The organism is Citrobacter sp. R56 (assembly GCF_016811995.1).
Taxonomy (GTDB): domain Bacteria; phylum Pseudomonadota; class Gammaproteobacteria; order Enterobacterales; family Enterobacteriaceae; genus Citrobacter_D; species Citrobacter_D enshiensis.
This window is the reverse complement of sequence record NZ_CP069159.1, coordinates 4,111,926-4,130,402: the sequence shown is the minus strand read 5'-3', so window position 1 is coordinate 4,130,402 and position 18,477 is coordinate 4,111,926. Positions and strand designations below refer to the sequence as shown.

Sequence of the window (18,477 nt, the reverse complement as noted above, 5' to 3'; positions counted from 1 at the left end):
GTAGCGCTGCGCTGACCGGGCCTACGGTTTGTCCGTTATTCCAGGCCGGATAAGGCGCAAAGCGCTGCCATCCGGCTTAATCATTCGCAAGATCCTCGTTTTTTTCCTTCCCGCACTGAAATAAATTAGCGACCTGGCTGTTGGCTGGTTTATCATCAATATAATTAATACTACCAGGTATATCCCGTTTTCCCCTTTTCCTGAGGTTGATGTGCAGTTAACGAGTTTCACCGATTACGGATTACGCGCGCTAATCTATATGGCGTCGCTACCGGATGGACGTATGACCAGTATTTCTGAGGTGACAGAAGTCTACGGCGTGTCCCGTAATCATATGGTCAAAATAATTAATCAACTTAGCCGGGCGGGCTATGTGACTGCTATTCGAGGAAAAAATGGCGGTATACGTCTGGGCAAACCCGCTGATAAAATTCGTATTGGTGATGTGGTGCGCGAGCTGGAGCCCCTGTCGCTGGTGAACTGCAGCAGCGAATTTTGCCACATAACCCCAGCCTGTAGACTCAAACAGGCACTTTCTAAGGCAGTGCACAGTTTTCTCACGGAACTGGACAACTATACGCTTGCCGATTTGGTTGAAGAGAATCAGCCACTTTTTAAATTATTGCTGGTGGAGTGACGTAAAACTCCACTGGAGCTGACTACGGAGGAACCGAGATGTCACATGATCCTTTCCAGGAACGCGAAGCTGAAAAATACGCGAACCCTATCCCGAGCCGGGAATATATCCTCGAACATTTAACTAAACGCGAAAAACCGGCCAACCGTGATGAACTGGCCGTTGAACTGAATATTGAAGGTGAAGAGCAGCAGGAAGCCCTGCGCCGCCGTCTGCGCGCCATGGAGCGTGACGGGCAACTGGTCTTCACTCGCCGCCAGTGTTATGCGCTGCCGGAACGTCTCGACTTACTGAAAGGCACCGTTATTGGCCATCGCGATGGCTACGGTTTTTTACGCGTCGAAGGTCGTAAAGATGACTTGTACCTTTCCAGCGAGCAGATGAAAACCTGCATCCATGGCGATCAGGTGCTGGCGCAGCCGTTGGGCGCTGACCGTAAAGGTCGTCGTGAGGCGCGTATCGTGCGCGTACTGGTGCCGAAAACCAGCCAGATTGTTGGTCGTTACTTCACCGATGCTGGCGTGGGATTTGTGGTGCCGGACGACAGCCGCCTGAGCTTTGACATTCTGATCCCACCTGAAGAGGTGATGGGTGCGCGCATGGGCTTTGTGGTGGTGGTGGAACTCACCCAACGCCCGACCCGTCGCACCAAAGCCGTGGGTAAAATTGTCGAGGTTCTGGGTGACAATATGGGCACCGGCATGGCTGTCGATATGGCGCTGCGTACCCATGAAATCCCTTACATTTGGCCTGCAGCGGTTGAAAAACAGGTTGCCGGGCTGAAAGAAGAAGTGCCGGAAGAGGCGAAAGCGGGCCGTGTCGATCTGCGTGACTTACCGTTGGTAACTATCGATGGTGAAGATGCGCGTGACTTTGACGATGCCGTCTATTGCGAGAAAAAACGCGGCGGCGGCTGGCGTTTGTGGGTCGCGATTGCTGACGTTAGCTATTACGTGCGTCCGCCAACACCGCTGGATCAGGAAGCGCGCAATCGCGGGACGTCGGTTTACTTCCCGTCGCAGGTCGTGCCAATGCTGCCGGAAGTGCTCTCGAACGGTTTGTGTTCGCTGAACCCGCAGGTTGATCGCCTGTGTATGGTCTGCGAAATGACCGTGTCTACCAAAGGGCGTCTGACCGGCTATAAATTCTATGAAGCGGTGATGAGCTCTCATGCGCGACTGACCTATACCAAGGTTTGGCACATGCTGCAGGGCGATCAGGATCTGCGTGAGCAGTATGCGCCGCTGGTAAAACACATCGAAGAGCTGCACAACCTTTACAAGGTGCTGGACAACGCGCGTGAAGAACGCGGCGGTATCTCTTTTGAGAGCGAAGAAGCGAAGTTTATCTTCAACGCCGAACGCCGTATCGAACGCATTGAGCAGACGCAGCGCAACGACGCGCACAAGCTGATTGAAGAGTGCATGATTCTGGCAAATATCTCAGCGGCACGCTTTGTTGAGAAAGCCAAAGAACCTGCGCTGTTCCGTATCCACGACAAGCCGACGACGGAAGCGATCACCTCTTTCCGCTCGGTACTGGCGGAACTAGGGCTGGAACTGCCGGGCGGTAACAAACCAGAACCGCGTGACTACGCGGAGCTGCTGGAATCGGTCGAAGGCAGACCCGACGCAGAAATGCTGCAAACCATGCTGCTGCGCTCAATGAAGCAGGCGATTTACGATCCAGAAAACCGCGGGCACTTTGGTCTGGCACTGCAACAATATGCGCACTTTACGTCGCCTATCCGCCGTTATCCGGACCTCTCATTGCACCGTGCAATCAAGTATTTGCTGGCGAAAGAGCAGGGCCATAAAGGTAACAGCACCGAGACGGGTGGCTACCACTACTCGATGGAAGAGATGCTGCAACTGGGCCAGCACTGTTCCATGACCGAACGCCGTGCTGATGAAGCCACGCGTGACGTTTCTGACTGGCTGAAGTGCGACTTTATGCTGGATCAGGTTGGTAACGTCTTTAAGGGCGTGATTGCCAGCGTGACAGGCTTTGGGTTCTTTGTCCGTCTTGACGAACTGTTTATTGATGGTCTGGTGCACGTATCATCGCTGGATAACGACTATTATCGCTTCGATCAGGTTGGGCAACGTCTGACCGGCGAATCCAGTGGTCAGATGTATCGTCTGGGCGATCGCGTGGAAGTTAAGGTCGAAGCGGTCAATATGGATGAGCGTAAAATCGACTTTAGCCTGATCTCCAGCGAGCGCGCACCGCGCAACGTCGGGAAAACGGCGCGTGAGAAAACGAAAAAAGGCGATAACGGAAAACCCGCGGGCAAACGCCGTCAGGCTGGCAAAAAGGTGAATTTCGAGCCGGACAGCGCCTTCCGTGGTGAGAAGAAAGGCAAACCGGCTAAACCGAAAGCTGAGAAAAAAGGCGATAAAAAAGCGAAAAAGCCGTCGGCAAAAACGCTTAAAATCGCTTCTGCCACCAAGGCAAAACGCGCGGCAAAGAAGAAAGTCGCTGAATAACGATATGACACTGTAGGCCGGGCGCGTGCATCGCCGCCCGGCGTTACATGCCGATGACGGCAACATTAACCATTAACGAGTACATTCATGAGTGAAATGATTTACGGCATCCACGCGGTGCAGGCCCTGCTGGAGCGTGCTCCTGAGCGTTTTCAGGATGTCTTTATTTTGAAAGGCCGTGAAGACAAGCGCCTGCTGCCGCTGATCCATGCTCTGGAAGCGCAGGGTGTTGTCATCCAGTTGGCGAACCGCCAGTTCCTGGATGAGAAAAGTGAGGGTGCGGTACATCAGGGAATTATTGCGCGTGTGAAGCCTGGCCGCCAGTATCAGGAAAACGATCTGCCGGATTTGATTGCCTCACTCGATCAACCGTTTCTGTTAATTCTTGACGGCGTGACCGACCCGCACAACCTGGGTGCGTGTCTGCGTAGCGCTGATGCGGCTGGCGTCCATGCGGTGATTGTGCCGAAGGATCGCTCCGCGCTGTTGAATGCGACGGCCAAAAAAGTCGCCTGTGGCGCTGCTGAGAACGTGCCGCTGATCCGTGTGACCAACCTGGCGCGCACCATGCGCATGTTACAGGAAGAGAACATCTGGATCGTGGGTACGGCCGGTGAAGCTGACCATACGCTGTACCAGAGCAAAATGACCGGCCGTCTGGCGCTGGTGATGGGCGCGGAAGGTGAAGGCATGCGTCGCCTGACCCGTGAGCACTGTGATGAGCTGATCAGCATCCCAATGGCGGGTAGCGTTTCGTCGCTTAACGTTTCCGTTGCGACGGGGATCTGCCTGTTTGAGGCCGTACGCCAACGCAGTTAAGGCTATTTTTGCAGAAAAACCATCCAAATTAGGGATGGTTTTTTTTTATCCGAAACGGATAATATGAGCCGTAAATTCGAGCTTTACTGTATTCATCATTTAATAGTCAATTTATGGAAGAATGTATGGCATGGACAGCACCGGCGCGAATCGAGGCGCTACTGAATTCCCCTTCTGAGAATATGGTTACAGTAAATAATGAGCATGCTTTACTTATTAAAATACGTCATTGCGGCAACCGCCTTGCGTAGTTAACGCCCCATAAAGATAGTGGAAAATCAGGTGTGAAACCTGTCTGTCTGCTGTTTTTATCTTATTGATATTAAAGCATATTATTGATTAATTTCAGGAAGAATATAATGCATATAGTGGATTCATTAGTGGCTTTTTGCGCGTATTTTTTTATCGGCGCAGCCATGGTGATACTTTTCCTTTTTATCTATTCAAAAATTACACCTCACAATGAATGGCAACTGATTAAAAACAATAATACGGCAGCTGCGCTGGCGTTTAGCGGTACGCTGCTCGGCTACGTCATTCCATTATCCAGTGCGGCAATCAATTCGGTCAGCATACCGGACTATTTTGCCTGGGGGGGAATTGCGCTGGTGATCCAACTGATGGTTTACGGCGGCGTGCGTTTGTATATGCCGACACTGAGCGAAAAAATTATTAATCACAATACTGCGGCGGGAATGTTCATGGGCACTGCCGCGCTGGCAGGGGGCATTTTCAACGCCGCCTGCATGACATGGTAATGGACGATCATGGCGAAAAAACGTAAATCCAGGCAGAAAAAAACGGCAGCGGGGCGTATTGATACTCTGCAAAGCGGCAATCCGGTTAGCGCTTCTCTGCCACAACAGAATCGCTATGGGGGCAAATTTCTGACGCTGGCGATCATGGGCGGTGCCGCATTTTTCGGCCTCAAAAGCTGTGGTGATGAGGGGAGTGCGGATAACGATGGCGACGGCGTTTATTACTCTACGGTGAGCGATTGCATTGATGACGGGAATAGCGCCACCGTGTGTGCAGATGGCTGGAATAACGCAAAGGCCAACTTTTACGCGAATGTGCCCGCGAACATGAGCCAGGAACGCTGTCAGTCACTCTATTTAAACTGCTATTTTGACAGCGTTGATCATAGCTGGATCCCCGTGATCTCCGGTTTTCTGCTCAGCCGTTCGATTCGTAATGAACGCGATGAACAGTACGTTTACAGCAGCGGCGGTTCCTCGTATGTCTCTCGCCCAGCATGGCGGGTTGCCTCGGGTAATTATGTCTGGAGCGGTAAAAGAAATGCCACCACCTATCGTGATACCTCCCACCATGCCATAGCGCCGAGGGTCCCGACGGAATCTCGTGGGGGATTTGGCCGCTTCTTTAGCTCACATGGTTCCAGGGGAGGTTAACCATGCTGCGACATGCTGTCCCTGTGCGCAGAGATCTGGACAAGATCGCCTGCGATCACGGTTTCGATTTTCATATTATCGACAACGAAATTTACTGGGATGAGAGCCGGGCATACCGGTTTACGCTGCGACAGATTGAAGAGCAGATCGAAAAACCGACCGCTGAGCTCCATCAGATGTGTCTGGAGGTGGTTGAGCGGGCAGTTCATGACGAACACATTATGCAGCAACTGGCGATCCCGCCGCTGTACTGGGATGTTATCGCCGAAAGCTGGCGCAGCCGCGATCCTTCGCTGTACGGGCGGATGGATTTCGTCTGGTGCGGTAACAACGCCCCGGTCAAACTGCTGGAGTACAACGCAGATACGCCCACCTCGCTGTATGAGTCTGCCTATTTCCAGTGGCTGTGGCTGGAAGATGCCCGGCGCAACGGCATGATCCCGCGCGATGTCGATCAGTACAACGCGATTCAGGAACGCCTGATCTCCCGCTTTGGCGAGCTTTACAGTCGGGAGCCGTTCTACTTCTGCTGTTGCCAGGACAGCGATGAAGATCGCTCCACGGTGCTGTATCTGCAGGATTGCGCGCAGCAGGCCGGACAAGAAACTCGGTTTATCTATATTGAGGATCTTGGCCTTGGCGTCGGCGGCGTGCTGACCGACCTTGACGACAACGTGATTAAACGTGCTTTTAAGCTCTACCCGCTGGAGTGGATGATGCGTGATGATTACGGTCCCTTGTTACGAAAACGCCGCGAGCAGTGGATTGAACCGCTGTGGAAGAGTGTTCTCAGTAATAAAGGGTTGATGCCGCTGCTGTGGCGCTTTTTCCCCAATCATCCCAACCTGTTACCGGCCTGGTTCGACGGTGAAAAGCCGTGTATTCAGCCCGGTGAAAGCTATGTGCGTAAACCTGTCTATTCCCGTGAAGGCGGTAACGTCACTATCTTTGATGGCAAGAACAAGGTTGTTGAACACGCTGAGGGGGATTACGCGGATGAACCGATGATCTACCAGGCGTTTCAGCCGTTGCCACGTTTTGGCGAGAGCTACACGCTGATCGGCAGTTGGATTGTTGATGATGAGGCGTCAGGCATGGGAATCAGAGAAGATAATACCTTGATTACGAAAGATACTTCGCGTTTCGTCCCCCATTATATCTCGGGGTGATCCCGCTTTTGTGATCTCCCTCCGCAGTCGGCGGCGCGGTACTGACCATACTTACAGTCACTGCCATTGGAGGAGGGAGACATCATGCACTGGCAAACGCATACCGTTTTTAATCAACCCGTTCCACTCAATAACAGCAATTTATTTCTGTCGGATGGCGCGTTGTGCGAAGCCGTCGCCCGGGACGGCGCTGGCTGGGATAGCGATCTGCTCGCCAGCATTGGTCAGCAGTTAGGCACCGCAGAATCGCTGGAATTGGGGCGTCTGGCCAACATGTATCCCCCTGAATTATTGCGCTACGACCCACAGGGACAGCGCCTGGATGATGTGCGTTTTCATCCTGCCTGGCACCTGCTGATGCAGGGGTTGTGCGCGAACCGTGTACATAATCTGGCCTGGGAAGACGATGCCCGCGCGGGTTCGTTTGTTGCCCGTGCGGCGCGCTTTATGCTGCATGCTCAGGTGGAAGCGGGAACGCTTTGCCCCATCACGATGACCTTTGCGGCGACGCCGCTGTTGCGACAGATGTTGCCCGCTCCCTTTCAAAACTGGCTAACGCCTCTTGGTAGCGATCGTTACGACTCTCATCTTCTCCCCGGCGCGCAAAAGCGTGGCCTGCTGATTGGCATGGGAATGACGGAAAAGCAGGGCGGGTCTGATGTTCTGAGCAATACCACTTCCGCGGAACGCCTTGACGATGGCGCATACCGGCTGGTGGGGCACAAATGGTTCTTCTCCGTTCCGCAAAGCGATGCGCATCTTGTTTTGGCTCAGGCAAATGGCGGACTCTCTTGCTTCTTTGTACCGCGCTTTTTGCCTGATGGGCAGCGAAATGCCATCCGTTTTGAACGGCTGAAAGACAAGCTGGGCAACCGTTCTAACGCCAGTTGCGAAGTGGAGTTTCAGGATGCAATTGGCTGGCTGTTAGGCGAAGAAGGCGAGGGGATCAGGCATATCCTGAAGATGGGCGGGATGACACGTTTTGATTGCGCGCTGGGCAGTCATGGGATGATGCGCCGGGCATTTTCTGTCGCTATCTATCACGCCCATCAACGGCAGGTATTTGGCAAACCGCTGGTCGAACAGCCCATGATGCGTCAGGTGCTGAGCCGTATGGCGTTACAACTTGAAGGCCAGACGGCGCTGTTGTTTCGCCTGGCACGCGCGTGGGATCGTCGTCGCGATGAGAAAGAAGCGCTCTGGGCGCGTTTATTCACGCCTGCCGCGAAGTTCGCGGTGTGCAAAAGCGGTATTTCGTTTGTCGCCGAGGCGATGGAGGTGCTCGGTGGAATAGGTTATTGCGAAGAGAGCGAGTTGCCACGTTTGTACCGGGAAATGCCGGTGAACAGTATTTGGGAGGGTTCTGGCAACATCATGTGCCTGGACGTGCTTCGGGTGTTGAGTAAACAAAGCGGTGTTTACGAGTTGCTGGCCGACGCCTTTGCCGAAGTCAAAGGCCAGGATCGTTATTACGATCGCGCAGTGCGTCAACTCCAGCAGCGATTGCGCAAACCTTCAGAGGAACAAGGGCGGGAGGTAGCGCAGCAACTTTTCCTGCTCGGTTGTGGGGCGCAAATGCTGCGGTATGCATCTCCGCCGGTGGCGCAGGCCTGGTGTCAGATGATGCTGGACACGCGCGGCGTGGCGCGTTTGTCTGCTCAGGTACAGAACGATTTGCTGCTGAGAGCGACAGGGGGATTACGTTAGAGGCCAGGCTCGCAGGCCGGGTTAGGCGAAAACGCTGCCACCCGGCATACGCGAAGAATCAGGCATACAGGATGGCTTGTACGCGCCAGTTATCTGGCTGCTGATCTTCGTACATCTGAATAATGCGGTACCAGGAGGCGCCTTGCTCATCGGCTTTTAACGCCACGATACGTTCCACATCCTGCGGGTTCCCTGCAATATTGCTGACGGAAATCTGGCCAATTTCGTTCAGGCCTGTGACGCAGTCAGCACTGGCGAATTCGGCAGACTGTGCCGTGGTACTCACCAGTCCGGCAGGAACCAGCAGTGAGGATAAGGCAATAGATTGTTTCATCGTCAGCTCCATTTTACGTTTCCCCACCTGGGTAGGGCATTCCGTCGCGGTAATAAACCTCCAGCACCCTGCTCTCGGTTCATTGTGCACAGGTAAACGCATAGGCACGCAAAGCAATGTAAAACTGACTAAAAATCAATCTACTGTTATTTACGATATAAAATGGCCTGTGAATACCACTGACCTGTCACGATGGTTTCATCGACCAATACAATAACGTAATAATCTGCTTTGGCGGCGATGGCCTTTGCTCTGATTTCCGCCACGGCATCATCCGGGGAACCCCGAACCAGGGCGCTCACCGCCCCCATTCGTTGCAACCCATGTGACTGGTCGCGGCGAATTTCCTGAGGTTGGTCAGTGACGGGTGGTGCAGGTTGCGGCGTACCCTGAAGTACACTGCACCCGCTTAAGAATAAAACCAGCATCAAAGAGGCAAACCGGCGCATAACTCTATCTCGTTTCCTGATAGCCATAGTGTAGTGCCTTATTAATTTCCCTTTAGGGGGAATGTTCCCGAATTGTTATCTCTCACGCGATTTTCGAATGAAAATGTTGCGAAAGCGTAACCCAGTTCTCAACATTGTGAATCATTGTCGAACACATAAACTTGCGCTATGAATTTTGCCGTGGCATACCAGAATAAAAGAGGTGTAAAAATGATAGAGATTGAAACACGGTATCTGGCAGATAATCCCGTTCTTCATGCGTTTCCGCAGGGAAAACGTGAGGCACCGCTGCCTTGTCTCATTTTTTATCATGGGTTCACCTCTTCCAGCCTCGTGTATAGCTACTTCGCTGTTGCACTGGCGCAGGCCGGATATAGAGTTATTATGCCTGATGCACCGGAACACGGTGTGCGATTTACCGGTGATGCACAGTGGCGAACCTGGCAATTCTGGCAAATTCTGCAGCAAAATATGCAGGAATTCGCTGCGTTACGTGCGGCAGCGCAGGCGGAAAACTGGATTCTGAACGAACGCCTGGCAGTAGGAGGGGCGTCGATGGGCGGCATGACTGCGTTGGGTATTATGACGCGTCATCCAGAGGTGAAATGCGTCGCCAGTCTGATGGGATCAGGGTATTTCACCCAACTGGCACAGACGCTCTTTCCCCCGTCCTCACTGGAAACACCTTCGCAGCAGGCCGAATTCGACAAGATACTTGCCCCGCTGGCCGAGTGGGAAGTAACGGATCAACTGACCCATGTGGCAAATCGACCACTGCTGCTGTGGCATGGGCAGGAAGATGATGTGGTTCCTGCCACAGAATCATTACGCTTGCAGCAGGCGTTGATCCAGCAGGGGCTGGATAAGAATCTGGCCTGTTCATGGCAAGCGGGAGTACGTCACCGTATTACGCCAGAAGCCCTGGCGGCCACGGCCTCCTTTTTTCGCCAGCATCTTTAAATACGCAGAACGCTAACCCCTTGCGCTCCAGGTTGTTGCAGGATCCTGGGGGAGTCGTTTACCCGTAATCAGCCTATCGATTTGATCGGTGCGGCTGAACAACCTACCCACTCGTACACCCACTTTACTGCTGTCGACCCGTTCGGGCCTGATTCCGGGGTGACAGCGCCCAAAAAAAGCCCCCTGAAGAGGGGGCAAATCAAACTATGGCAATGTTCTCGTTGGTTGTTTCTGAATGGCTAGCGATAAATGTCTGCGCTGGCATGCATGTTACCGTTGCTACCTGGCTCCCGGATCAGGATGACGTGGTAGTACGTTGCACCTTGCGCATCTGTTTCTTCGTTCAGAGCTTGATCTGCTTCACTTTCAGTGGCGAAGTTATGATTAATGTAAATCACGCCTAAGCTCTGCACATCATCCATATTCCTGGCTTGTTGGTTATCGATTTTAATGGCTGCCGTCGCATTTGCACTGAGCAAAAGTGCAGCCAGAAAGGTCAAAACACGGGCTCGCATACTGTACCTCCTCGACTGCTGTGTCTGGTCGGCGATATCTCCTGTGAATGGATTACTTCTGATTTAATTCTAATCGCTACTTGAGAAGGGGATAGCGACCATTTCTGATGCAGTTGTTCAAAAAATTACCGCATTACCCACTTCATCTTCATTTATAAGTCACTTGCGTATGCCGTTGCGCTCAAAAAAATACCTGTCTTTTAAGAATGAACTCTTACGCAATAATCAATTTTAATGCCGAAATTCGCCCCTTATAGTGATCGCTAACATAAAGATAACTTTATGATATTAAGGCAAAAACTAATGGATACTTCATTCATGGATTTCAGCTATTTCACGATCATGTTTATGGTTGCGCTAATAGCAGGTTTTATCAATGTGGTTTCGGGCGGCGGTGGTTTTCTCTCCATCGGTGCGCTGCTGATTTCCGGTTTGCCGCCCGCCAATGCATTAGCAACGAATAAACTTCAGGCACTGGGCAGCTCACTCACCTCTGGTATTTACTTTTTGCGTCAGGGTCATATTAATGTTCAACAACATAAATATGTGTTTTTATCCGCTTTTGCCGGTTCAGCAGTGGGGACCACGCTGATCCAATTTATCGAGCCAGAGTTACTGAAAAAGCTGTTGCCGGTGTTAATTATCGCCGTTGCCATTTATTTCATTTTTGCCCCCAACCTGAGCGAGCCGAAAAAGCGGCAGCAGGTATCGCTGTTTCTCTTTTCGTTGGTTTGCGGTGTCGGTGTCGGATTTTATGATGGGTTTCTCGGGCCGGGAGCCGGTTCGTTTTACACGCTGTGCTACATCCTGATGTGGGGATACAGCATTGATAAGGCGCAGATCCACTCTAATTTCATCAATCTTGCGTCTAACATTGCCTCTATTTTGTTCTTCATCGCCGGAGGGAAAATGATTTGGTCACTCGGGTTGGTGATGTTTGTCGGGCAGTCTCTCGGCGCTCGCCTGGGCGCGACGGTTGTGCTGACGCGCGGTAAGAAAGTCATCAGGCCGATGATTGTGATTGTCTCCATCTGTATCAGCGTCAAGATGCTGCTGGACATGTACTGATGGCGCAGCCATGACGCGCTGATAAATAATCGTACAATCACCTTGAGTTTACCGGCCACCGCCAGTATTATGACGCGTCATTTTTCAGCCGACCTTTAACACGTTCCTTGCCTCCATGGGCCTCGGCTGACCCAGACAGGAGGCTGAATAATCCGTAAGGAGCAATTCGATGCGTCATTACGAAATCGTTTTTATGGTCCATCCTGACCAGAGCGAACAGGTTCCGGGTATGATCGAACGCTACACTGGTGCAATCACTGCAGCAGAAGGCACGATCCACCGTCTGGAAGACTGGGGCCGCCGTCAGCTGGCTTACCCGATCAACAAACTGCACAAAGCTCACTACGTTCTGCTGAACGTTGAAGCACCGCAGGAAGTGATCGATGAGCTGGAAACAAACTTCCGCTTCAACGATGCCGTTATCCGTAGCATGGTAATGCGTACTAAGCACGCTGTTACCGAAGCATCTCCGATGGTTAAAGCGAAAGACGAGCGTCGTGAACGTCGCGATGATTTCGCAAACGAAACCGCAGATGATGCTGAAGCTGGGGATTCTGAAGAGTAATTTCTGATGACCAACCGTTTGGTGTTGTCTGGCACAGTGTGCAGGACGCCGCTTCGCAAGGTCAGCCCATCAGGAATTCCTCATTGCCAGTTCGTGCTTGAGCATCGTTCTGTGCAGGAGGAAGCCGGTTTTCACCGGCAGGCGTGGTGTCAAATGCCCGTTATTGTTAGCGGACACGAAAACCAGGCCATTACTCACAGTATAACGGTCGGTAGCGCAGTGACCGTTCAGGGGTTCATCTCTTGCCATAAGGCAAAGAACGGCCTGAGCAAAATGGTTCTGCATGCCGAGCAGATTGAATTGATAGATTCTGGAGACTAGCCATATGGCACGTTATTTCCGTCGTCGCAAGTTCTGCCGTTTCACCGCGGAAGGCGTTGTTGAGATTGATTACAAAGACATCGCAACGTTGAAAAACTACATTACCGAAAGCGGTAAAATTGTCCCGAGCCGTATCACCGGTACTCGTGCAAAATACCAGCGTCAGCTGGCTCGCTGCATCAAGCGCGCTCGCTACCTGTCCCTGCTGCCGTATACCGATCGTCATCAGTAATCGGCCGCTGTCTATTAACGACTTTAAGAGGATAAGGTAATGCAAGTTATTCTGCTTGATAAAGTAGCAAACCTGGGTAGCCTGGGTGATCAGGTTAACGTTAAAGCGGGCTACGCTCGTAACTTCCTGGTACCACAGGGTAAAGCTGTTCCTGCTACCAAGAAAAACGTTGAATTCTTCGAAGCGCGCCGCGCTGAACTGGAAGCTAAACTGGCTGACGTTCTGACCGCTGCTAACGCACGTGCTGAAGCAATCAACGCACTGGAAACCGTAACCATCGCGTCTAAAGCTGGCGACGAAGGTAAACTGTTCGGTTCCATCGGTACTCGCGACATCGCTGACGCTGTTACTGCAGCTGGCGTTGCCGTTGCTAAGAGCGAAGTTCGTCTGCCGAACGGCGTTCTGCGTACCACTGGTGAGCACGAAGTTGACTTCCAGGTTCACAGCGAAGTCTTCGCTAAACTGGTTGTAAACGTTGTTGCTGAGTAATTAATTACTCATCACCACGACAAATCGCCGGCCCTGTGCCGGCGTTTTGCTTTTCAGAAACCCCCTCTGTTTCTCTCTGGCTATTCTCTATCCTTTTCGGGATAATTAAAAAATAAAACATAATTTCAAAGTGATACTGGAATGGACATTACCCATCAACAGCCTCTTTTTGCCCGAAAAAATGTGGTTTACCTGAGTGCCGCCTTTTGTTGTTTGCTATGGGGAAGCGCGTACCCGGCGATAAAGAGCGGGTATGAGATCTTCCAGATTGCAGCGGATGATATCCCCTCAAAAATTGTTTTTGCTGGTTACCGATTTTTATTTGCGGGCGTGTTACTGCTGTTGCTGGCGATGATGCAGCGAAAACCCATCGCCCGCTTAAGCCCGCGACAGTTTGGTCAGTTAACCCTGCTGGGGCTGACGCAAACGTCGCTGCAATACATTTTTTTCTATATTGGCCTCGCCTTCACGACGGGCGTAAAAGGGTCGATCATGAATGCGACGGGCACCTTTTTTAGCGTGCTGCTGGCTCACTTTATCTATCAGAATGACAAGCTGAGCTACAACAAAACGCTGGGCTGTATTCTGGGTTTTGCTGGCGTGATGGTGGTCAACTTCAACAACGGCCTGATGGACTTTAACTTTAGTTTGTTAGGGGATGGCTCGGTGGTGATGGCGGCCTTTATTCTTTCCGCCGCGACGCTTTACGGTAAACGTATTTCTCAGACGGTAGACCCAACGGTCATGACGGGCTATCAGTTAGGGATAGGCGGCCTGGCGCTGGTCATTGGTGGTTATGCTTGCGGTGGCTCACTGACCGTACACGGACTCTCTTCTGTGGCAATTCTGGGCTATCTGACGCTGCTCTCATCGGTGGCGTTTGCGCTGTGGAGCATTTTGCTCAAATACAACCGCGTAGGGATGATTGCCCCGTTTAATTTTCTGATCCCCGTCTCCGGCGCGGTTCTGTCGGCGACCTTCCTCGGCGAAAATATCCTGGAGTGGAAATACGCACTGGCGCTGGTGCTGGTGTGCTCGGGGATTTGGTGGGTGAATAAGATTCGTAAGGCCTGAACGTTATAGGCCCGGTAAGCGTTAGCGCCACCGGGCATGCATTTACCGTACGCGAATAAAACTTCCATTTGGCTGACGGGTAAACAGAACCTGCTGGTTATTACCGGTATCAATGGTTAAGCCTGTGACCACGCCGTTAGCGTTCTGGCGGATCTGTACCATCTGACCATCTTTAAGGTTGCTGAGTGGTTTACCCGCGCCCTCTGCCTGCGCCATGGCATATACATCCGTTGGCGGTAAGCCATGGTCGCGAAACACTTGCGCCAGGGTTTTACCTGAATCCACGCGATAAGAACGCCACTGCTGGTCAATCCCACTATCCTGCTGGAAAGGTTGGGATTGCGTCGGCGCTTGTGTCTGCGGCGCCGTTTGTTCCTCTGGCTGCTCGTCCTGAATAGGTTCAGGGGCGACGGGAGCTACTTGCCCTGGGTCATTTTGCGGGGCAACCAGCTGCGCCTGAAGCTGAGCTTCCGTGGGCGGTTGTGACTGCGACTGGAGATCCAACTGGGCGTTTCGCGTGACGACTGGCGTCTCGCGGGTGTCATTTGAAGGAAGCAGGAAGCCAATCACCAGTACAATGGCCGCGGCGATAATGCCACGACGGTGCATGGGTGGCAGTGGATCCATGATGCGAAAATTGTCCGGTGCATGCCAGATTTTCGCCAGGGTTGGTTTTAGTTCAAAGCGCCCGGGCATGGCTTTCCTCCTGCTCCGCTTATCGTTCCTCGATCATAGAGTATAGATGGCTAACGCTATGATGTTCGTCATAATGCCCGCTTTCGTGACCTCGGCGCGGGATACACCTATTGTTTATGTTTCCCTGCGATTTGTCATCTCTTCCCGAGACAAAGTTTTACCGGATGCAGCGTGGCTGATATGCTTCCCGCTTCTTGATATCCGATGAAAGGAAATATGATGGCAACCCCGACTTTTGACACTATCGAAGCGCAAGCAAGCTACGGCATTGGTTTGCAGGTAGGCCAGCAACTGAGCGAATCTGGTCTGGAAGGGCTGTTGCCTGAAGCGCTGGTTGCAGGTATTGCTGACGCGCTGGAAGGCAAACACCCGGCAGTGCCTGTTGATGTGGTTCACCGCGCGCTGCGCGAGATCCACGAACGTGCTGATGCGGTACGTCGCGAACGTTTCCAGGCCATGGCCGCTGATGGTGTGAAATTCCTGGAAGAAAACCGTGAGAAAGACGGCGTGAACAGCACCGAGTCCGGTCTGCAATTCCGCGTGCTCAACCAGGGTGAAGGCGCTATCCCGGCGCGTACCGATCGTGTACGTGTGCATTACACCGGCAAACTGATTGACGGTACCGTGTTTGACAGTTCTGTTGCGCGTGGCGAACCGGCTGAATTCCCGGTAAATGGCGTGATCCCAGGCTGGATCGAAGCGCTGACGCTGATGCCGGTCGGCTCTAAATGGGAACTGACTATTCCTCAGGAACTGGCGTACGGCGAGCGTGGCGCTGGCGCATCCATCCCTCCGTTCAGCACGCTGGTGTTCGAAGTGGAACTGCTGGAAATCCTGTAAGCAGCGACTTCTGTTCCCCTCTTCATTGAGGGGGACAGAAAAAAGAGTGAAAAACCTACAGTTAGCGAGATGTCGATATTTTATTTTGCAAATATGCTCGCTGCGTGTATTTTTGTGAACTGATTCTCGTTGTCAGAGTGATATGACACTCACTTTAAACATAAAATTAACATTTTATTTAAATCTAAGTATTCATCCCGCCAATTCTTACCTAATATCGATGAGTCCCGATAACGGGTTCGTCGTAGCATAGATGTACGACAGACGCATTAAAGGCCGTAGAGCCTAACAACACAGACAGGTACAGGAAGAAAAAAACATGGTAGATCAGGTAAAAGTCGTTGCCGACGAAGAGGCATCGTCTGAACAGTCGCTACGGCGCAATCTTACAAACCGCCATATTCAGCTTATCGCCATCGGCGGCGCTATTGGCACTGGTTTGTTCATGGGGTCCGGTAAAACCATCAGCCTTGCAGGACCGTCGATCATTTTCGTGTATATGATCATCGGTTTTATGCTCTTTTTCGTGATGCGCGCAATGGGAGAATTGCTGCTCTCGAATCTCGAGTACAAATCATTTAGTGATTTCGCCTCCGATTTGCTCGGACCGTGGGCGGGATATTTTACCGGCTGGACCTACTGGTTCTGCTGGGTGGTTACCGGGATGGCCGACGTCGTCGCCATAACCGCTTATGCGCAATTCTGGTTCCCTGGGCTATCAGACTGGGTGGCCTCACTGGCGGTGATTGTCCTGCTGCTGAGCCTCAACCTCGCCACCGTAAAAATGTTCGGCGAGATGGAGTTCTGGTTTGCGATGATCAAAATCGTTGCCATCGTCGGGCTGATTGTGGTCGGACTGGTGATGATTATGATGCACTTTCAATCGCCGACGGGCGTTGAAGCCTCATTCACCCACCTGTGGAATGACGGCGGTTGGTTCCCGAAAGGCTTAAGCGGCTTCTTTGCCGGTTTCCAGATTGCCGTCTTTGCCTTCGTGGGTATTGAGCTGGTGGGGACGACGGCTGCGGAAACCAAAGATCCGGAGAAATCTCTGCCGCGCGCCATTAACTCGATTCCAATCCGTATCATCATGTTCTACGTTTTCGCGCTGATCGTGATTATGTCCGTAACGCCGTGGAGCTCAGTCGTACCGACCAAGAGCCCGTTTGTGGAGCTGTTTGTGCTGGTCGGTTTGCCTGCTGCTGCTAGTCTGATTAACTTTGTAGTGCTGACGTCTGCCGCATCTTCCGCGAACAGCGGCGTGTTCTCCACCAGCCGTATGTTATTCGGCCTGGCGCAGGAAGGGGTTGCACCGAGTGCGTTTGCGAAGCTGTCTAAACGTGCTGTTCCGGCAAAAGGGCTGACCTTCTCCTGTATCTGCCTGCTGGGCGGTGTAGTGATGCTGTACGTTAACCCAAGCGTGATTGGTGCATTCACCATGATCACCACCGTGTCGGCCATTCTGTTTATGTTCGTCTGGACCATCATTCTGTGCTCGTACCTGGTGTACCGTAAACAGCGCCCGCATCTGCATGAGAAATCGATTTACAAGATGCCGTGGGGCAAGGTGATGTGCTGGGTGTGCATGGCGTTCTTCGTGTTTGTACTGGTGCTGCTGACGCTGGAAGAAGATACCCGTCAGGCGCTGATCGTCACTCCGCTGTGGTTCATCGCGCTGGGGTTAGGTTGGCTGTTTATCGGTAAGAAACGTATGGCAGGCGTGCGTTAAGTCTGTTGCCGGATGGCGCTATCGCTTATCCGGCCTACAGAGGCACGAAGTGTAGGCCCGGTAAGGCGAAGCCGCCACCGGGCTTTTTTTTATTCCCCGGCCAGCGCGCGCGGGAACAGTACGTTGTTTTCCAGACTGATGTGTTCCATCAGATCGTCAATCAGTTCGTTAATACCGTTATACATCGCTTTCCATGTCGTGCAGGCTTCCGGCGGCGGCGTCACGTTGTTGGTCGTGTGTTTGATCACTTCCAGCAGTTCACCCGCGTCATCGTGCTCGCTTTCCATGACGCTTATCGGGCCCATCGCCTGACTTCCCATTCCCTGTTTGATCATCGGGAACAGGATCTGCTCTTCTTTCATCATGTGGCTGGACAGTTCCTGATGCAGCATGGTCAGATATTTCGCCAGGCCTTTTGGTACGCTGGGTTTATCTGCGTGTACGCGTTCGACTTTGCTCGCCTGCAGAATAAGTTCCGGCAGTTGCTCACGGTGGCGATCGTGATAACGCACGATGATGTGATCGATGATTTCGGGGAGTTTTGCGGTACGCCAGTCTTTCTCAATCGGTTGTTCAGCAAGTGTAGCCAGTTGCGCTTCGATAGCGTCGACATCCAGCTCTTTACGCGCGGCCGCGCGCGCCAGCGTCTGCTTACCGCCGCAGCAGTAATCCATATCGTACTTACGAAACAGCGCCGAAGCGCGAGGGATCGAGAGCGCCAGTTCACCTAAAGGTTGATCGCGATAAGACATAGCTGTTACCTCATTCTCAGTAATATAAGATGTATATTAAATACATCTTTAAGGCGAAGATATACCTCTTTCGAGTCAGAACGAAATGTGATGATTGTCACGAAATTTTCTTATTCTCTTAAGGTCCTGAATCTTATTAAAAAGAACTGAAAATCCGCATGAGTTGCCTGGGGCTGGATTAAATAAGCTGGCGGCACTGCCGATAGTTAGACCTCAGGCA

General features: G+C 52.3%; 21 protein-coding genes and 1 pseudogene. 16 read left to right on the top strand and 6 right to left on the bottom strand.

Features of this window, described 5'->3' with window-relative positions; all coding sequences use genetic code 11:
* The first annotated feature begins 211 nt into the window (after nt 1-211).
* The 7 genes from nsrR (at nt 212) to JM656_RS19410 (ending at nt 8,233) form a co-directional block, all read left to right on the top strand.
* Entirely contained in the window at nt 212-637 is a 426-nt protein-coding gene (nsrR, locus tag JM656_RS19440) for a nitric oxide-sensing transcriptional repressor NsrR (protein ID WP_203359172.1), read from the top strand.
* 38 nt (nt 638-675) lie between these two features.
* A complete protein-coding gene (gene rnr / locus JM656_RS19435) occupies nt 676-3,126 on the top strand; it encodes a ribonuclease R (RefSeq protein ID WP_203359171.1) in 2,451 nt (816 codons plus the stop codon).
* 87 nt (nt 3,127-3,213) lie between these two features.
* Nucleotides 3,214-3,945, top strand: a complete 732-nt coding sequence (gene rlmB, locus JM656_RS19430; protein ID WP_203359170.1) for a 23S rRNA (guanosine(2251)-2'-O)-methyltransferase RlmB — start codon at nt 3,214-3,216, stop codon at nt 3,943-3,945.
* A gap of 359 nt (nt 3,946-4,304) precedes the next feature.
* Nucleotides 4,305-4,703 (top strand): DUF350 domain-containing protein, encoded by a 399-nt coding sequence (locus tag JM656_RS19425; protein ID WP_203359169.1) that lies wholly within the window; start codon nt 4,305-4,307, stop codon nt 4,701-4,703.
* A 9-nt stretch (nt 4,704-4,712) separates the two neighbouring features.
* The gene (locus JM656_RS19420; protein WP_203359168.1) at nt 4,713-5,357 is read left to right on the top strand and encodes a DUF1190 domain-containing protein; all 645 of its coding nucleotides are present in this window, start codon (nt 4,713-4,715) and stop codon (nt 5,355-5,357) included.
* Between the two features lie 2 nt (nt 5,358-5,359).
* Complete coding sequence (locus JM656_RS19415; RefSeq protein WP_203359167.1) at nt 5,360-6,526, top strand: glutathionylspermidine synthase family protein; 1,167 nt, start codon at nt 5,360-5,362, stop codon at nt 6,524-6,526.
* Between the two features lie 84 nt (nt 6,527-6,610).
* Complete coding sequence (locus JM656_RS19410) at nt 6,611-8,233, top strand: isovaleryl-CoA dehydrogenase (protein WP_203359166.1); 1,623 nt, start codon at nt 6,611-6,613, stop codon at nt 8,231-8,233.
* Nucleotides 8,234-8,291: 58 nt separating this feature from the next.
* Here JM656_RS19410 and yjfN read toward each other — a convergent pair whose 3' ends face one another.
* On the bottom strand, nt 8,292-8,567 hold the full coding sequence (gene yjfN / locus JM656_RS19405; protein WP_203359165.1) for a DUF1471 family protease activator YjfN: 276 nt from the start codon (nt 8,565-8,567) through the stop codon (nt 8,292-8,294).
* 146 nt (nt 8,568-8,713) lie between these two features.
* Complete coding sequence (bsmA, locus tag JM656_RS19400; protein ID WP_192610834.1) at nt 8,714-9,043, bottom strand: biofilm peroxide resistance protein BsmA; 330 nt, start codon at nt 9,041-9,043, stop codon at nt 8,714-8,716.
* 183 nt (nt 9,044-9,226) lie between these two features.
* Here bsmA and yjfP point away from each other — a divergent pair, with 183 nt between their 5' ends.
* On the top strand, nt 9,227-9,976 hold the full coding sequence (gene yjfP, locus JM656_RS19395; RefSeq protein ID WP_203359164.1) for an esterase: 750 nt from the start codon (nt 9,227-9,229) through the stop codon (nt 9,974-9,976).
* On the opposite strand, the pseudogene JM656_RS22385 reads toward yjfP, so the two are convergent.
* Nucleotides 9,973-10,114, bottom strand: a pseudogene (locus tag JM656_RS22385) (HTH-type transcriptional regulator UlaR); the annotation flags it as partial. The gene yjfP and the pseudogene JM656_RS22385 overlap by 4 nt on opposite strands.
* Nucleotides 10,115-10,215: 101 nt before the next feature.
* Nucleotides 10,216-10,491 carry a DUF1471 family protein YjfY gene (yjfY, locus tag JM656_RS19390; RefSeq protein ID WP_192610836.1) on the bottom strand — a complete coding sequence of 92 codons (276 nt, stop codon included), beginning with the start codon at nt 10,489-10,491 and terminating at the stop codon, nt 10,216-10,218.
* A 303-nt stretch (nt 10,492-10,794) separates the two neighbouring features.
* Here yjfY and JM656_RS19385 point away from each other — a divergent pair, with 303 nt between their 5' ends.
* The 6 genes from JM656_RS19385 to JM656_RS19360 all read left to right on the top strand — a co-directional run bounded on the left by JM656_RS19385 (nt 10,795) and on the right by JM656_RS19360 (nt 14,240).
* Entirely contained in the window at nt 10,795-11,559 is a 765-nt protein-coding gene (locus JM656_RS19385; protein ID WP_203359163.1) for a TSUP family transporter, read from the top strand.
* Nucleotides 11,560-11,728: 169 nt separating this feature from the next.
* Nucleotides 11,729-12,124 (top strand): 30S ribosomal protein S6, encoded by a 396-nt coding sequence (gene rpsF, locus JM656_RS19380; protein WP_096758559.1) that lies wholly within the window; start codon nt 11,729-11,731, stop codon nt 12,122-12,124.
* 6 nt (nt 12,125-12,130) lie between these two features.
* Nucleotides 12,131-12,445: a primosomal replication protein N gene (gene priB / locus JM656_RS19375; protein ID WP_042321531.1), complete on the top strand. Its 315-nt coding sequence runs from the start codon at nt 12,131-12,133 to the stop codon at nt 12,443-12,445.
* 4 nt (nt 12,446-12,449) lie between these two features.
* Entirely contained in the window at nt 12,450-12,677 is a 228-nt protein-coding gene (gene rpsR, locus JM656_RS19370) for a 30S ribosomal protein S18 (RefSeq protein ID WP_002210155.1), read from the top strand.
* A gap of 39 nt (nt 12,678-12,716) precedes the next feature.
* Nucleotides 12,717-13,166: a 50S ribosomal protein L9 gene (gene rplI / locus JM656_RS19365; RefSeq protein ID WP_192610838.1), complete on the top strand. Its 450-nt coding sequence runs from the start codon at nt 12,717-12,719 to the stop codon at nt 13,164-13,166.
* Between the two features lie 141 nt (nt 13,167-13,307).
* The gene (locus JM656_RS19360) at nt 13,308-14,240 is read left to right on the top strand and encodes a DMT family transporter (protein ID WP_203359162.1); all 933 of its coding nucleotides are present in this window, start codon (nt 13,308-13,310) and stop codon (nt 14,238-14,240) included.
* Between the two features lie 42 nt (nt 14,241-14,282).
* Here JM656_RS19360 and JM656_RS19355 read toward each other — a convergent pair whose 3' ends face one another.
* Entirely contained in the window at nt 14,283-14,936 is a 654-nt protein-coding gene (locus tag JM656_RS19355; protein WP_192610840.1) for an OapA family protein, read from the bottom strand.
* 219 nt (nt 14,937-15,155) lie between these two features.
* Here JM656_RS19355 and fklB point away from each other — a divergent pair, with 219 nt between their 5' ends.
* Nucleotides 15,156-15,776 carry an FKBP-type peptidyl-prolyl cis-trans isomerase gene (gene fklB, locus JM656_RS19350; RefSeq protein ID WP_203359161.1) on the top strand — a complete coding sequence of 207 codons (621 nt, stop codon included), beginning with the start codon at nt 15,156-15,158 and terminating at the stop codon, nt 15,774-15,776.
* 319 nt (nt 15,777-16,095) lie between these two features.
* Nucleotides 16,096-17,505, top strand: a complete 1,410-nt coding sequence (cycA, locus tag JM656_RS19345) for a D-serine/D-alanine/glycine transporter (RefSeq protein WP_203359160.1) — start codon at nt 16,096-16,098, stop codon at nt 17,503-17,505.
* Between the two features lie 89 nt (nt 17,506-17,594).
* Here cycA and ytfE read toward each other — a convergent pair whose 3' ends face one another.
* Nucleotides 17,595-18,257: an iron-sulfur cluster repair protein YtfE gene (gene ytfE / locus JM656_RS19340; RefSeq protein ID WP_203359159.1), complete on the bottom strand. Its 663-nt coding sequence runs from the start codon at nt 18,255-18,257 to the stop codon at nt 17,595-17,597.
* Between the last annotated feature and the right edge of the window lie 220 nt (nt 18,258-18,477).

Coding starts and splice junctions, on each gene's coding strand:
- cycA (WP_203359160.1), top strand. CDS start 16,096: ATGGTAGATCAGGTAAAAGTCGTTGCCGACGAAGAGGCATCGTCTGAA.
- rpsF (WP_096758559.1), top strand. CDS start 11,729: ATGCGTCATTACGAAATCGTTTTTATGGTCCATCCTGACCAGAGCGAA.
- ytfE (WP_203359159.1), bottom strand. CDS start 18,257: ATGTCTTATCGCGATCAACCTTTAGGTGAACTGGCGCTCTCGATCCCT.
- yjfY (WP_192610836.1), bottom strand. CDS start 10,491: ATGCGAGCCCGTGTTTTGACCTTTCTGGCTGCACTTTTGCTCAGTGCA.
- priB (WP_042321531.1), top strand. CDS start 12,131: ATGACCAACCGTTTGGTGTTGTCTGGCACAGTGTGCAGGACGCCGCTT.
- JM656_RS19360 (WP_203359162.1), top strand. CDS start 13,308: ATGGACATTACCCATCAACAGCCTCTTTTTGCCCGAAAAAATGTGGTT.
- yjfN (WP_203359165.1), bottom strand. CDS start 8,567: ATGAAACAATCTATTGCCTTATCCTCACTGCTGGTTCCTGCCGGACTG.
- JM656_RS19355 (WP_192610840.1), bottom strand. CDS start 14,936: ATGCCCGGGCGCTTTGAACTAAAACCAACCCTGGCGAAAATCTGGCAT.
- yjfP (WP_203359164.1), top strand. CDS start 9,227: ATGATAGAGATTGAAACACGGTATCTGGCAGATAATCCCGTTCTTCAT.
- rplI (WP_192610838.1), top strand. CDS start 12,717: ATGCAAGTTATTCTGCTTGATAAAGTAGCAAACCTGGGTAGCCTGGGT.
- JM656_RS19420 (WP_203359168.1), top strand. CDS start 4,713: ATGGCGAAAAAACGTAAATCCAGGCAGAAAAAAACGGCAGCGGGGCGT.
- fklB (WP_203359161.1), top strand. CDS start 15,156: ATGGCAACCCCGACTTTTGACACTATCGAAGCGCAAGCAAGCTACGGC.
- bsmA (WP_192610834.1), bottom strand. CDS start 9,043: ATGGCTATCAGGAAACGAGATAGAGTTATGCGCCGGTTTGCCTCTTTG.
- JM656_RS19415 (WP_203359167.1), top strand. CDS start 5,360: ATGCTGCGACATGCTGTCCCTGTGCGCAGAGATCTGGACAAGATCGCC.
- rnr (WP_203359171.1), top strand. CDS start 676: ATGTCACATGATCCTTTCCAGGAACGCGAAGCTGAAAAATACGCGAAC.
- JM656_RS19425 (WP_203359169.1), top strand. CDS start 4,305: ATGCATATAGTGGATTCATTAGTGGCTTTTTGCGCGTATTTTTTTATC.
- rlmB (WP_203359170.1), top strand. CDS start 3,214: ATGAGTGAAATGATTTACGGCATCCACGCGGTGCAGGCCCTGCTGGAG.
- JM656_RS19385 (WP_203359163.1), top strand. CDS start 10,795: ATGGATACTTCATTCATGGATTTCAGCTATTTCACGATCATGTTTATG.
- JM656_RS19410 (WP_203359166.1), top strand. CDS start 6,611: ATGCACTGGCAAACGCATACCGTTTTTAATCAACCCGTTCCACTCAAT.
- rpsR (WP_002210155.1), top strand. CDS start 12,450: ATGGCACGTTATTTCCGTCGTCGCAAGTTCTGCCGTTTCACCGCGGAA.